Here is a 14,209-nt window from a genome sequence, read left to right as displayed (position 1 = left end):
TTTTTCAATATTTTTGTTTATTAATTAGTCTTGCTCTTCAGCATTTTCTGCAGAAGCAGCTACTTCTTGATCCTCTTCAGCCGGAACAATTGCGAGACTGGCAACTTTATTGTTGTCATTAATCTTGATCAAGCGCACGCCGAGAGTGCTGCGTCCGGTTTGAGAAACATCCTTTGTCTTAAAGCGGATCATGATACCATCATCTGTGATAACCATGATATCCTGACTGCCATCGATCACGGTCACTCCTGAAAGTGGTCCATTTTTCTGGGTAATGTTTGCGGTTTTAATTCCTTTGCCGCCACGACCCTTTGTCGGATACTCAGCAGCTGCCGTTCTCTTACCGTAACCTTTTTCAGAGATCACTAAGACTTCATCATCATTTTTAACGACACCAGAACCAACAACATAGTCATTTTCACGTAAATTAATTCCCCGAACACCGGCAGCTGTCCGTCCCATTGACCGAACAGTTTGCTCATTAAAGCGCACGGCATAACCTAAGTGGGTACCGATCAGGATATCTTGCTTGCCGTCTGTAGCCAAGACATTATTCAGCTCATCACCATCGCGCAGGGTTAATGCGATTAAGCCACTGTTGCGGATATTGCCAAATTCACTGACATGAGTACGTTTAACGGTCCCCATTTTCGTAATGAAGAATAAGTACTGGTCATCCGCATCTTCAGGAATATTAACGATAGTCTGAATCTTCTCGCCTTTTTCCAGTTGCAGTAAGTTGACTATTGGGAGACCCTTAGCAGTACGACCAAATTCTGGAATTTCATAGGCTTTCTTTGAATAAACCTTGCCCTTGTTGGTAAAGAACAGCAACATATCATGAGTACTTGAATAAATCAGGTTGGCAATAAAGTCGCCTTCTTTAACGCCCATGCCTTTGATACCTTTACCACCACGATTTTGGGTCTTAAATTCGGCAATAGGCATCCTCTTAATGTAGCCGCTGTGAGTTAAAGTCAGTAAAACGTCTTGCTTTTCAATTAAATCTTCATCTTCAATTGAGACAACTTCGCTAGCGCCAATCTTAGTCCGGCGAGCATCGCCAAAACGTTTTTGAATATCCAGCAGCTCATTATAGATTATTTCATTAATGCGCTCTGGTTTTGCCAAAATGTCTTTATAATCAGCAATCTTGGCTTGTAACTCTTTATATTCGGCTTCAACTTTGTCACGCTCAAGACCCGTTAACCGTACCAGTCGCATGTCTAAGATCGCTTGTGATTGCTTATCATCAAGACCAAAACGACTGATTAAAGCAGCCTTAGCAATATCACTTGACTGACTCTGACGAATGATATGGACAATTTCATCAATGTGGTCAAGGGCGATTTGCAGACCTTCGAGAATGTGCGCTCTGGCTTCAGCTTTTTCCAACTCAAACTTAGTTCTGCGAGTAACAACATCTTCTTGGTGCTCTAAGTAATACTGCAGCATTTGCTTAAGACTGAGAAAATGGGGTGCGCCATCGACGATTGCCACCATGTTCATACCGAAGTTGGCCTGCATTTGGGTCAATTTAAATAAATTATTTAACACAACACTCGCACTAGCATCACGGCGGATATCAATTGTGATTCTCATCCCTGTTTGATCGGATTCATCACGCACACCGGTAATACCGTCAATTGTCTTAGCACGCGCTAAATCCGCGATTTTCTTAACCAGCTCAGCTTTATTAACCAAGTATGGCAACTCAGTAACGACTATTCTTTCACGACCGCTTTTTTCGGTTTCAATATTAGTATTAGCGCGAACAACAATATTCCCCCGACCAGTTTCATAGGCCCGATAAATGCCACCGCGACCCATGATAGTACCACCTGTAGGAAAATCTGGGCCCGGAATTGCCTTCATCAATTCTTTAGTAGTGACATCAGGGTTGTTCATCAACATGTGCAGCCCCTTAATCACCTCTGACAAGTTATGAGGCGGTATGTTGGTGGTCATACCAACGGCAATACCACTTGTACCATTAACTAATAAGTTCGGTATTCTGGCAGGCAATACTACTGGCTCATTTTCAGAATCATCGTAATTACGCTGCCAATCAACAGTATTTTTATTGATATCACGCAACATTTCAACGGCAATTTTGCTCATCCGTGCCTCAGTATAACGCATTGCGGCTGGTTCATCGCCATCAACTGAACCAAAATTACCGTGGCCGTCAACTAACATATAGCGGTAACTGAAATCTTGTGCCATATGGGCCATCGCCAAATAAATTGAGGAATCACCGTGAGGGTGGAACTTACCCATAACTTCTCCCACGATTCTGGCTGACTTTTTATATGGTTTATCTGGTGTAACACCTAGTTCACTCATGCCATAAAGAATCCGGCGCTGAACCGGCTTCAAGCCATCGCGTACATCGGGTAAAGCCCGCGCCACGATAACAGACATGGCATAATCTAAGAATGAACTATTCATTACGCTTGTCAGATCAACGTTTCTTATTCTGTGATCCTGACCTTGATTGTCGTTATCCATTTAAACCTCCTATGCATCCAAATTTTCAACGTATTTAGCGTTAGTCTCGATAAAATTACGCCGCGGACCTACTTCATTGCCCATCAGTAATTCAAAGACCTCATCGGCATTTTTAGCGTATTCCGGACTGACACGGTCGAGTCTCCTATTTTCAGGATTCATGGTTGTATCCCATAATTGTTCTGGATCCATTTCACCCAGTCCCTTATAGCGCTGTACCAAAGGTTTAGGGCTTGGCTGCAGACTACCTAAATAATCATGCAGTTCTTCGTCAGTATCTAAGTATCTGACCACTTTTCCCTGGCGTACTTGGTATAGAGGTGGACGTGCAATATAAACGTAGCCTTTTTCAATCATCGGACGCATGTAATTGTAAAAGAGGGTTAAAAGCAGTGTCCGAATGTGGGCGCCATCGACATCGGCATCTGTCATAATGATTAATTTGTGGTAGCGAGCCTTAGAAACATCAAAATCTGCACCAAAGCCGGTTCCCAAAGCCGTAAAAAGTGAACGAATTTCTTGGTTAGCCAAAATACGATCCATTGACGCTTTTTCAACGTTCAGAATTTTACCACGAATTGGCAAGATAGCTTGAGTCAGCCTTGAGCGTCCCTGCTTGGCAGAGCCGCCAGCAGAATTACCCTCAACTATGAATAATTCAGAAATGCTGGGGTCATTACTGGTGTTGTCAGCTAATTTACCCGGCAAGTTAGCAATTTCGAGTCCTGATTTCTTTCGAGTTACCTCACGAGCGCGTTTAGCAGCTGTCCGAGCACGTTCAGCTAACTGAGCCTTTTCGACAATTTTGCGACCAACTTGCGGATTTTCCATTAAGAAACGGTTGAAGGTTTCAGAAAAAGCACGATCTACAGCTGTCCGCGCATCAGAGTTTCCTAATTTAGTCTTAGTCTGACCTTCAAATTGCGGGTTAGGGTGCTTTACTGATACGACAGCTGTCATCCCTTCCCGAATATCTTCCCCAGAAAGATTGTCATCACTATCTTTTAACAGCTTAGTCTTATGAGCATAATCATTAACTACCCGTGTTAAGGCTGTCTTGAACCCTGCTTCGTGCATTCCGCCTTCATAGGTATGGATATTGTTAGCAAAAGTCATTAATGTTGTTTTATAGCCTTTTGTATATTGCAAAGATACTTCAACGTTAATATCGTTGTCATTACCTTCTACATAGATCGGCTCATCAAATAATACTTCTGTATCGCGGTTTAAGAACGAAACATATTCCTGAATACCACCTTCATAGTGATAAACGTCGGTTTCCGCGCTGTCTTTGCGCTTGTCGGTAAATGTTAATTTCAAGCCCTTATTTAAAAAGGCCAGTTCACGGATACGGTTTTTGAGGATCTTGTCATCAAAAGAGGTGGTTTCAGTAAAGATATCTGGATCTGGGAAAAAGTGCACTATGGTACCATGTTCAGATAAAGGCACAGTCCCCGTTACTTTCATTTCATCAACTACGCGACCACGACTAAAGTCAATAAAGTACTTTTTACCATCACGCATTGTTGTGACATCTAGCTTAGTTGATAAAGCATTCACGACAGAAGCACCTACTCCGTGCAAACCGCCTGAAACCTTATAGCCGCCACCACCAAATTTACCACCAGCGTGTAAGACAGTAAAAACAGTTTCAAGAGCAGGCCTACCCGTCTTTTTTTCAATATCAACCGGAATACCACGCCCATCGTCTTGAACAGTTACACTGCCATCCTCATTAATTGTAACTTCAATCTTGCTGGCAAAACCGGCTAAGCTTTCGTCGATACCATTATCAATTATTTCCCACACTAAGTGGTGCAACCCCTGAGAACTGGTAGAACCAATATACATTCCTGGACGCTTACGAACTGCTTCAAGTCCGCCTAAGACCTGAATCTGACTGGCATTATATTTATCGGCTTCTTTTTCATATTGCTTAATTTGCTTAAGATTTTCTTTGTTACTATCTGCCATGCAATTTCCCCTCTTCTAAATAAATTTGTCCAGATTTAATGCGGTATATTTTCGGCTTCTTAATTATTTCCCAGGAAATACCCTCAAGATCTGTCGTCGTAATAAATGTTTGTGTTTTACCGTGAATGTAATTGAGTAAGGCACTTTGGCGGTTATGGTCAAGCTCACTCATGACATCATCAAGTAATAATAACGGATATTCATCAGTTAACTGGTGCACGAGCTGAATCTCAGCCAGTTTAATACTAAGCGCGATTGTCCTCTGCTGTCCTTGAGAGCCATATAAATGTGCGTTTTTACCATCAAGTTCAAACTCAATATCATCCCTATGAGGGCCGCTTAAGGTCGTGCCTTTGAGAATTTCAAGCCTTTGATTTTTTTGAAAATTGTCTAATACTTTATGATAAACTTCTTCGACGCTATCCTTTGCAGTTATTTCTTTTACCGATGGCTGATAAGTCACTTCCAGCTTTTCAGCACTGGCACTAATGTGAGCGTAAGCATCTCGAGCATATTGGTCTAAATAATTTAAAAATTGAAAGCGGCGGACTATTACTTCTGCCGCGACACCGGCTAGTTGATCCGACAACACTTCCAAAAACATGGTGTCATGTGCCTCTCCTTTAGCCAGTTGTTTCAAATAATTATTCTTTTGCTGCAATACCTGCTTATACTTGCCTGCAAAATAAAGGTATTCGGCACTAATTTGACCAAACTCCTGATCCATGAATCGTCGCCTTAAGTTGGGCGCCCCTTTAATCAGGTCTAAATCTTCCGGCGAAAATAAAATAGCGTTTAATTGTCCTACATATTTAGATAATTTCGCCTGTTCAACCCGATTAACCCAAACTTTCTTACCTTTAGTAGCAATTAATACCCGTAAAGATAGATCAATTTGACTTTTATAAATGTGACCAGAAACATTGGCATAGTCTTTACCAAAAGCGATTAGTTCTTTATCATTACTGGTTCTATGAGAACGAGTTAAGGCCAGAAAATAAATTGCTTCAAGTAAATTAGTTTTGCCTTGCGCATTCTGACCTATAAAAATATTGACATTGGGATCAAATTCAACCTCAAATTGCTGTAAATTGCGGTAATTTTGTGCAATAAAGTGCTTGAGATACATCCACAGCTACCGCAATTCATAAGTTTCGTGAGCAATTTCAAGCGTATCACCAGGGCGTAATTTTTTTCCACGCCGATTTTCTTTGATCCCATTCAATAAAACTGGATTTTCTCGCAGATACCATTTAGCCTGACCACCTGAAGAAACAATACTCTCTTCTTTTAAAAACTGACCCAGAGTAATATATGCGCTTGTTACTTTAAATTCTTTGATCTTAACCACCTTCACACCATTAACTACCTATAATAAGTATATTCGTTTCACAAGTAAAAAACAACTAAAAGCCCATATAGAGCCATATAAACGGATTTTTTTAAAACAAACATTTCATAGTAAATGACACTAAAAATAAACCAGCATGCTTTTTTGTTCGATTATAAAAATTTAGTCAGAAAAAAAGCCATCAGTTGATGACTTTTTCTTTTTATTAAGAATGAAAGCTTAGAAAGTTCTCACCGGTGTAATTAGCTGGACAAAATCAATGTCGGTTTTATCTGGATTGACAGTAAATGGCCGCAATGGTTGCGTGAAATCCATAATGACGGAATCAGTCACCGAAGCCTTTAATGCATCACGCAAATAATCAGGATTGAAGGAAATCTTTAAATTCTCACCTTCAAGTTTCTTAAAATTAACATCTTCTTCAACATTCCCAATTTCTGCTGATTCACCAGATAATTTGGCACTTTGTTTTTTAGTATCCAGTGTCAAATCTACTACGTTATTGCGTCCTGCATGTGTCAGTAAACTTGCCCGATCAAGCGCACTTGAAAGCTCCATTAAGTCAAATTCTACAGTTGTTGTGCTGTCAGTCGGTATCAAGCGTTCAGTATCAGGATAGCTGCCTTCAAGTAAACGTGAATAAAACAGAATGTTGCCAATTTCAAAGAGTACCTGATTTTCACCCGGACAAACTTTAATCTCCGGATCCGTTTCTCCGATAATACGTGCAAGTTCCAGCAAACTCTTTCCCGGAATGATTAAGTCTGTTTTTGTTTGTGGTCCATTTTCTAAAGTCAACGCACGACTGGACAGTCTATGTGAATCTGTGGCTACCGCATGAATTTTATCAGGACTAAAGGTGAAGTGGACACCAGTCAGAACTAAGCGACTTTCTTGAGTTGCAACCGCAAATTGGGTTTCATTGATAATTTCTCGAAAAGTTTTTCCCGAAATAACAAAAGAGGACTCGTCTGGAATTTCCGGTAATCTTGGGTAGTTATTAGCATCTAAACCATTAATAGTGAACTCACTGTTTTCAGAAATAATTTGCGTTTGGAAACTTTCTTTAACTTCCAAAGAAAATTCCTTTCCCGGTAAGCGTCTAATAATCTCGCTAAAAAATCTTGCCGGTAATACAACTGAACCAGTTGAATCAACAGTCAGGTCTTCACTAACCGGTATTTTGATTTCAATTGAAATATCAGTATCACTCCCAGTGAGAAGTAGTTCCGTTTCCGTTAAGTTAAGCTTAATTCCGCTAAGAATCGGTATTGTTGCTCTAGATGAAATGGCGTGCATTACATTGTTTAAATTATCTAAAAAAAGATTCCTGTTAACTGTAAATTTCATTTGGTGCCTCCTGTTATTTTGTCTGTTTTCTTTATATTAATTATATATTTAATTAGTAGTATTAGTAGGTCCTGTGATTTCTGTTGAAAAGACACATTAGCCTTAAAATAACGTAATTATTGCGGTTAAAAAGATGTGTACAAGTCCGTTATTTATCCACAGTTGATAACTTCTTAGCGGTCAAGCATTTGTTTTAAATCAAAAACAGCAGTTTTGATGTCAGAATTGGTCTTAATTTCACGACTAATCTTTTCGTAAGCATGCATCACAGTTGTGTGATCCTTACCGCCAAACTCCTGTCCAATTTTAGGAAGGCTGGAGTCAGTTAATTCTCGGGATAAATACATAGCAATTTGTCTTGGAACGACAATCTGTCTAACCCGCTTTTTTCCTTTTAATTCATAAGTTGAAGTTTGGAAATAATTGGCAACGACTTCTTGAATTTTAGAAATTTGCAGACCTTGGTTTTTTTGGACTAATTTGAGATCAGCCAATGCTTCACGAGCCAGATTGACATTGATATCCTCGTGCTCAATTGTTGCGTGTGCCTGTACTTTCACCAAAGCTCCTTCTAGTTCACGAATATTAGTGTCAACCTGAGAAGCAATATAATCGAGTGTATTATCATCAATTATTAAATTTTCGGCTTCGGCTTTTTTACGTAAGATTGCAATCCGTGTTTCCAGATCCGGTGGGGTAATTTCTACTTGCAGACCCCAAGTAAATCGTGATACCAGTCGTTCTGACAAATCAGGAATTTCGGTAGGCAGCCGGTCACTTGTCATGACTATTTGTTTCTGATCATTATAAAGGGTCTCAAAAGTATGGAAGAACTCCTCTTGAATACCTTCTTTTTTAGCAAAAAATTGAATATCATCAACTAGTAATAAGTCGCAGGTTCGATATTTAGCGCGAAATTGATCTTGCGTTTTGTTTTTGATTGAATTTATAAAATCATTAACGAAAGTTTCACTTTGGATGTAGACAACCTTGGCATTAGGCCGTTCTGCTAGCATTTGATGGCCGATAGCCTGCATCAAGTGTGTTTTACCTAAACCTACACCGCCAAAAATAAAAAGAGGGTTGTAAAAACTACCTGGACTGTCAGCCACTGCCAATGCTGCACCGGCTGCCAGCTTATTGCCTTCGCCTTGAACAAAATTATCAAAAGTATATTTTTCATTAAGCTTAAGATTACGGACAAAAGCATTTTCCATTTGCGGCCGTGAATTTGCGGACATTGTCTCACTTTTTGGTTTAGGAGTTACAATGCGCTCAGTACTTTGATCGCCCTCAATTTGAAAGACAGGCATAACCTCAATATTAGCGTAGCCATATGCAGATTGAATCAATTGTGAAGCTAAATTCTTTTCCCAATATCCTTTGGTTACAGGATTTTGTACGGCAATTTTTAATTCGTGAGTTTCTTTATTGTAAGAAACTGGTCTGGTATTTTTAAACCAGGCATTATATGCAACTTCATTAAAATGTTCACGCATTTCTGTATTAAAATGCTGCCAAAATTTATTAATATCAAACAAAATATTTCCCTCCGCTTACGTTACGCAAAACTTATTTTACCATCTAATAAAAATGTTTTCCACAGGTGCACAAAAAGAATTCAGAATTAACAAGCTGTGGATAGATTTTAGAAAGAAATTCACTTTAGATTAAAAAAATTGACTACAAATTATCTTATTTACATTATTGCTTGTGGAAATCTTTTACTGAAATAGCAGTATATTGCAAGTTATATTGATTATGCTATCCACATGCTGTGGATAATTTTATAAACAGGCTGTAGATTGTGGATAAGTTTGTGTAAAATGATGTGAATTTGCACTTGTGGATAATTTTGAGTTCTCATTTTTAAACAAATATGACGAAATCTATTCTTGCGGCAATGCAGAAAAGTTTGCTTTTGTCTTAACATAAAATAAAAAGTAATCTGTGCTAATGCATGGCGACACTTATTGCTTTAAAAGTTCTTACTACTAATAATTAATAACTTATAATTATTTGGCTTCGAACTGGCTTAATTTTATAAATAGAAGTTTTTTAACTTGAGCACTGAAAAAGCGCCTTACTAAATAATATTAGTAAGAACGCTTTTCTTGTTTGTCTAAAAAATTATTAATATTCTGATGAACCGGTTGTTACATCAGTTTCTGCAGGCGTAACATTGACTTCTTCTACTAGACCAGACAGGACTCTGCCGACCCTGCGGCCTGAATGCATTCCTTCAGCTAAGGCAGTACCTGATGATGGGTAATAATTTGCATTCCAACCACCGGAGTTGCAGCCGATGGCATACAGGTGAGCAATCTTTTGGTCATCTTGATCAACTACTTCATAATTAGTAGTTACTTTCAAGCCGCCAATTGCCCCAAAGTTGCTGTCCTTATGAGCGTAAGCATAGAATGGGGCATGTAATTCTTGCAGGCCTTCTTTACGGCCAAACTCTTTATCTGCACCATTTGCGGCGTTTTCATTCCAAGTCTCTAGTTGTTGCTTTAAGTTTTCAGCTGGTACATTGATTTTAGCAGCTAATTCTGTAATTGAATCTGCTTTAAACATTTGACCGGAATTAATATCTTTCTCCGTGTCTGCATCAGATTTCCAAGGTGAAAATGGGGCAGAGAAGGTTGATGAATCGAAGACTTGCCAAGTTGGCTTATCCCAAATTAGTTCTTGTTGGTAAGTGGCACGGGTTAGATAACCGTAAGTGGTATCTTCATTGACGTAACGTTTACCGTTGCCATTTACGTAAAACATTGGTGGTGTCGGCAAATTATCTGCTGCACCTACATTGCTCTTGAAATCAACATCCATAGAGCCGCCCAAGCCTTCAGTTGCGGCGTTAAGTGCTAATCCCATTAAAATGCCGTCACCGGTATCGTATTTAGAATTAGTCAAGGCATGATTTTTAATATCACGATATTGTTGCGGAGCAAATTCTTTAGCTAGTTTTTCATTATAGTCAATACCAGCAGTAGCAAGGACTACACCTTTATTAGCGCGATAATAACTAGTTTTACCTTTGCAATTAGTTACTACGCCAACAACTGATTTGTCAGTATAGCTGGTGGTTACTAAATTAATTACAGGAGTATCAAAGAAAATCTTTATTCCCAGACGGTCAGCTTCTTTTCTGACTGCGTCAATCATTACGCAGCCACTGCCTAAACCGCCGCCGTGTTCATAAACGTGAATTCTTTGCGCAAAGTAATCCTTGTTTTCATAAGGAATAACTCTGTGGCCATAGACAGAGGTCCATTTTATTCCTAAACTTGCCAGCCATTCAATGTTATTAGCAGAATCCTCGGCTAATTCTTTTATCATTTGAGGATTTACTCTGCCTTCACCGGCTTGAATTAACTCTTGAGCATGTAGTTCAGGATTGTCATTTTGATAGCTTGTAAATTCTTTTTGATATTTATCGCCAGAACCCTGAATGACACCAGCGGAATAATTACTGGTTCCGCCGACCATACCAGTTTTTTCAAAAATAACTACGCTGTTACCATGCTTTTTTGCTTCGATAGCAGCTGATAATCCGGAGATACCTGAACCAACAACAATCACGTCATAGGTATCATCAAATTGCACTTGAGATTCGATATACTTGTTATTGTTTACTTTGGCATAAACCGGATAGTTAGGTTTTTTACTTGGTTTTACTTTAGGATTAACGGCATCGTCTGCAGTTAATTTTCCTTGGGCAACTTCTAAGGCCTTGTTTACGCCATTAACAACTGCTGAGGTACTTACTGAAGCGGATGTAACAACATCAACATCAGTATTGCCGGCTTTTTCAATTCTGTTAATCATTGTTGGTATTGCGTAGGAACCAACCGTATATGGCTGAACACCGTCAACTGCAACTTTGATTATTTTACCATCCTTTAATGTAACATTACTGGTTAATAAGCTGTGAAAGCCTTGAGCAGCACCTTTAAAAACACCACTTACCATAAAAATCTCCTTTATTTATATCAAAATTGTATTAAGCACTACGGAAAGCGCTTGCCTACAAAGATAATTTTATCATCAATAAGTAATAGAATGATTAAAAAAGAGTAAAGAATGTGAAGTACTGTGTAAGCCAAATTGCTTTTAGTATGGTGTCATTGCAGCGGCGTAAAGGCACTCTCTTAAAAATATGCTCAGAATCGATACAATAACCTAATATTTATTATTTAAAGTAATTTGTGAAAGCCCATACAAAGCTTATAATCAAACTTGATTGTAAAGAAAGCACCATTATAATTGAAGGAGTAACGTTATAAGTATGCTTTTTATTTGATACTACTCCAAGTGCTGAATAGGCTGGTTAACAGCAAATAAAAATATTTATTGTGAGGTACCAATATGGATTATCAAGATTATGTTGAGTTGGGGCTGAAAGATGACGGCAATTTAAAGGTAATACTAAAAGGCGGTGTTGAAATCAGTACACATGCAACAGAAAAGGTGGGCGTTGTTAGTGTAGTTTATATTACGCAGAATGTTGAACGCGCCAGACAAAAGCCGGAAGAATTGACATCCAAGCAGGCCGAAGGCGATTATTATATGGTTTATTCTTGTCCGCTTGATACCGATTGTCAACACTTGGACATTACCCGTCAATTGAAATTGCTAAGACTGATTTGTTATAGAAAACTGCAAGAATTTTGCACGGCCAGTTTAAGCCAAGTCACAAATTATTCCTAAATTGGTAATTAATCCTGATGTTTTTTCTCTTTTTACTTGGTTTTTTACTTTAATCATGGTATCCTAAATATTAAATTGTGCAGTCTGCATACAAAAAATTGGAGGTGTAGTTTAATGACAACTAAAAGAACTTACCAACCTAAAAAGCGTCACCGTTCAAGAGTTCACGGCTTTATGAAACGGATGAGTACATCAAATGGCCGTAAGGTTTTGGCTAGACGCCGCGCAAAGGGTAGAAAAGTCTTATCTGCTTAAACCACTGAAATCCCAGTGGTTTTTTTAATTTATAAGAGTGGAATGAAACGTTTTGAGAAAGTCTTATCGTGTTAAAACAGAAAATGATTTTCAGACAGTTTTTAAGTCAGGCAATTCAGTAGCAAATCGTGCTTTTGTGATTTATCAAATGGACAAACCGGAAAACAAGCATTTTCGTGTTGGCATTTCTGTTGGTAAAAAGGTCGGACACACCGCTGTAGTGCGTAATCGCCTCAAACGTTATATTCGCGCTGTTCTTACTGAAAATAAACCTTTAATTAAACCACATATTGATTTTTTAGTCATTGCTAGACCATATGCGCGTGATTTTAAATGGGATGATGTTCGTAAGAACCTCTTGCATGCACTCTTTTTAGCCAATATAATTGAAGAGATACCGAATAAAGTTGAGGAAGATTAGAGTGAAAGACATTTTAACTAAAAAGAATGTCAAGCGTCTACTTGTACTGCTGACAGTAGTTGCATTAGCGGTTGTCTTAACAGGATGTGCATCAAACGGCAAGCCAGAACCTGTTTCACATACAAGCGGCAGCTGGTGGAACCGCTGGGTCATTTATTACATGTCCACGTTTTTGCTGTGGCTATCGAAGCTGGTAGGCAACAACTATGGTTGGGCAATTATTATCTTTACTATTATAGTACGGCTTATTTTGTATCCCCTTAGTGCTATTCAGATTAAGAGCACTACCAAGATGCAGAAAATTCAGCCGGAAATAGATGCTTTACGTAAAAAGTATCCCGGTAGTGATACAGAATCGCGAACTTTGCTTTCGCAAGAAACCAATAAGCTCTATAAAGAGGCAGGAATTAATCCTTATGCTGGTTGTTTGCCTTTAATTATTCAGTTACCGGTTATGTATGCTTTGTATGGTGCGATTTGGCAAACTCCACAACTGCAAACTGGCCACTTTATGTGGATGGATTTAGGTAAGCCGGATCCATACTTTATTATGCCAATTTTGTCTATGGTTTTGACTTTTATATCGACTTATATCAGTCAATTGTCTACACCAAAAGAATCACAAACCATGTCAACTAAGATTATGACTTATGGTATGGCAATTATGGTTGGTGTAATGGGTATATATTTCCAGTCAGCTATTGTAGTTTACTGGGTAATTTCCAACCTGTTCCAGGTGGTTCAAACTTTCATTCTGCAAAACCCAATTAAATATCGGCGTGAGCAGGAAGAAAAAGAGCGCCAGGAGCGTGAACGTAAACGGCAACTGAGAAGAACGTATAAACGGTTAAAACGCAGAAAATAATATTAATCTAAATTAATGATTTAGCTAAAGTAGTCAAAGTGCTTTATCCATCATGATTATTCATGGTGGAATAATGCGCTTTTTTTATTGAAAAAGGAGAAAATCATGGCACAAACTTTAACGGAGTTTGATACAATTGCAGCGATTTCAACGCCAATTGGTGAAGGTGGCATTTCTATTGTCAGAATGTCTGGTGAAGATGCAGTTAAAATTGCCAATCAGGTTTTTAAGGGTGCTAATTTAACTAAAGTGCCGACTCATACTATTCATTATGGACATATAGTTGATCCACTAAGCGGGCAAGTGATTGACGAAGTTATGGTATCTGTAATGCTGGCACCTAAGACTTTTACTAGGGAAGATATTGTTGAAATTAATTGTCATGGCGGTATTGTTGTCACCAACCATATTTTGCAATTATTATTAAAAAATGGTGCGCGCATGGCTGATCCCGGCGAATTTACTAAAAGGGCATTTGTTAACGGCCGCATTGACTTGACTCAGGCTGAAAGCGTGATGGATATCGTGCGCGCTAAAACCGATAAGGCCCGGCAAGTGGCAGAGAATCAGCTAGAAGGCGGTCTGCTGGAAAAAATTAGGGCAATGCGGCAGGAAATTTTGGATACGCTGGCTAACGTTGAAGTCAATATTGATTATCCAGAATATGATGCTGATACTGTCACGGCCAAGCAAATGGTGAGTGTTTCTCAGTCTGTTATTGCTAAAATAGATAAATTGCTCAAAACGGCAAGTGAAGGAACGGCGTTAC

General features: G+C 38.9%; 11 protein-coding genes and 1 pseudogene. 5 read left to right on the top strand and 7 right to left on the bottom strand.

Annotation, left to right across the window (positions count from 1 at the left end):
• Positions 1 to 24: 24 nt before the first annotated feature.
• From gyrA to Q0R51_RS06825, 7 genes are all read right to left on the bottom strand, one after another.
• Positions 25 to 2,511, bottom strand: coding sequence for a DNA gyrase subunit A (gene gyrA, locus Q0R51_RS06855; protein WP_294757613.1), 2,487 nt, complete (start codon positions 2,509 to 2,511; stop codon positions 25 to 27).
• A 9-nt stretch (positions 2,512 to 2,520) separates the two neighbouring features.
• Positions 2,521 to 4,485 (bottom strand): DNA topoisomerase (ATP-hydrolyzing) subunit B, encoded by a 1,965-nt coding sequence (gene gyrB / locus Q0R51_RS06850; RefSeq protein WP_046323977.1) that lies wholly within the window; start codon positions 4,483 to 4,485, stop codon positions 2,521 to 2,523.
• Positions 4,475 to 5,614, bottom strand: a complete 1,140-nt coding sequence (recF, locus tag Q0R51_RS06845) for a DNA replication/repair protein RecF (RefSeq protein ID WP_294757611.1) — start codon at positions 5,612 to 5,614, stop codon at positions 4,475 to 4,477. Before recF ends, gyrB begins: the two co-directional genes overlap by 11 nt.
• Positions 5,615 to 5,620: 6 nt before the next feature.
• Positions 5,621 to 5,842: a S4 domain-containing protein YaaA gene (gene yaaA / locus Q0R51_RS06840; protein ID WP_294757609.1), complete on the bottom strand. Its 222-nt coding sequence runs from the start codon at positions 5,840 to 5,842 to the stop codon at positions 5,621 to 5,623.
• 213 nt (positions 5,843 to 6,055) lie between these two features.
• Positions 6,056 to 7,186 (bottom strand): DNA polymerase III subunit beta, encoded by a 1,131-nt coding sequence (gene dnaN / locus Q0R51_RS06835; RefSeq protein ID WP_294757607.1) that lies wholly within the window; start codon positions 7,184 to 7,186, stop codon positions 6,056 to 6,058.
• Positions 7,187 to 7,359: 173 nt separating this feature from the next.
• On the bottom strand, positions 7,360 to 8,727 hold the full coding sequence (gene dnaA, locus Q0R51_RS06830; RefSeq protein ID WP_294757605.1) for a chromosomal replication initiator protein DnaA: 1,368 nt from the start codon (positions 8,725 to 8,727) through the stop codon (positions 7,360 to 7,362).
• Positions 8,728 to 9,319: 592 nt separating this feature from the next.
• Positions 9,320 to 11,161, bottom strand: a complete 1,842-nt coding sequence (locus Q0R51_RS06825) for an FAD-dependent oxidoreductase (RefSeq protein WP_294757603.1) — start codon at positions 11,159 to 11,161, stop codon at positions 9,320 to 9,322.
• Between the two features lie 396 nt (positions 11,162 to 11,557).
• On the opposite strand from Q0R51_RS06825, the gene Q0R51_RS06820 reads away from it, so the two are divergent.
• From Q0R51_RS06820 to Q0R51_RS06800, 5 genes and pseudogenes are all read left to right on the top strand, one after another.
• The gene (locus Q0R51_RS06820) at positions 11,558 to 11,899 is read left to right on the top strand and encodes a hypothetical protein (protein WP_294757600.1); all 342 of its coding nucleotides are present in this window, start codon (positions 11,558 to 11,560) and stop codon (positions 11,897 to 11,899) included.
• Positions 11,900 to 12,013: 114 nt separating this feature from the next.
• Complete coding sequence (gene rpmH / locus Q0R51_RS06815; RefSeq protein ID WP_003549412.1) at positions 12,014 to 12,154, top strand: 50S ribosomal protein L34; 141 nt, start codon at positions 12,014 to 12,016, stop codon at positions 12,152 to 12,154.
• Between the two features lie 52 nt (positions 12,155 to 12,206).
• Positions 12,207 to 12,575 carry a ribonuclease P protein component gene (gene rnpA / locus Q0R51_RS06810; RefSeq protein ID WP_110446855.1) on the top strand — a complete coding sequence of 123 codons (369 nt, stop codon included), beginning with the start codon at positions 12,207 to 12,209 and terminating at the stop codon, positions 12,573 to 12,575.
• Between the two features lies 1 nt (position 12,576).
• Positions 12,577 to 13,440, top strand: coding sequence for a membrane protein insertase YidC (locus Q0R51_RS06805; protein ID WP_294757597.1), 864 nt, complete (start codon positions 12,577 to 12,579; stop codon positions 13,438 to 13,440).
• A 105-nt stretch (positions 13,441 to 13,545) separates the two neighbouring features.
• A pseudogene (locus tag Q0R51_RS06800) lies at positions 13,546 to 14,209 on the top strand (tRNA uridine-5-carboxymethylaminomethyl(34) synthesis GTPase MnmE); the annotation flags it as partial.

Source organism: uncultured Lactobacillus sp., from assembly GCF_946477725.1.
Taxonomy (GTDB): Bacteria; Bacillota; Bacilli; order Lactobacillales; family Lactobacillaceae; genus Lactobacillus.
The sequence above is the reverse complement of the archived record's forward strand: the minus strand, read 5'-3'. Positions and strand labels throughout refer to the sequence as shown.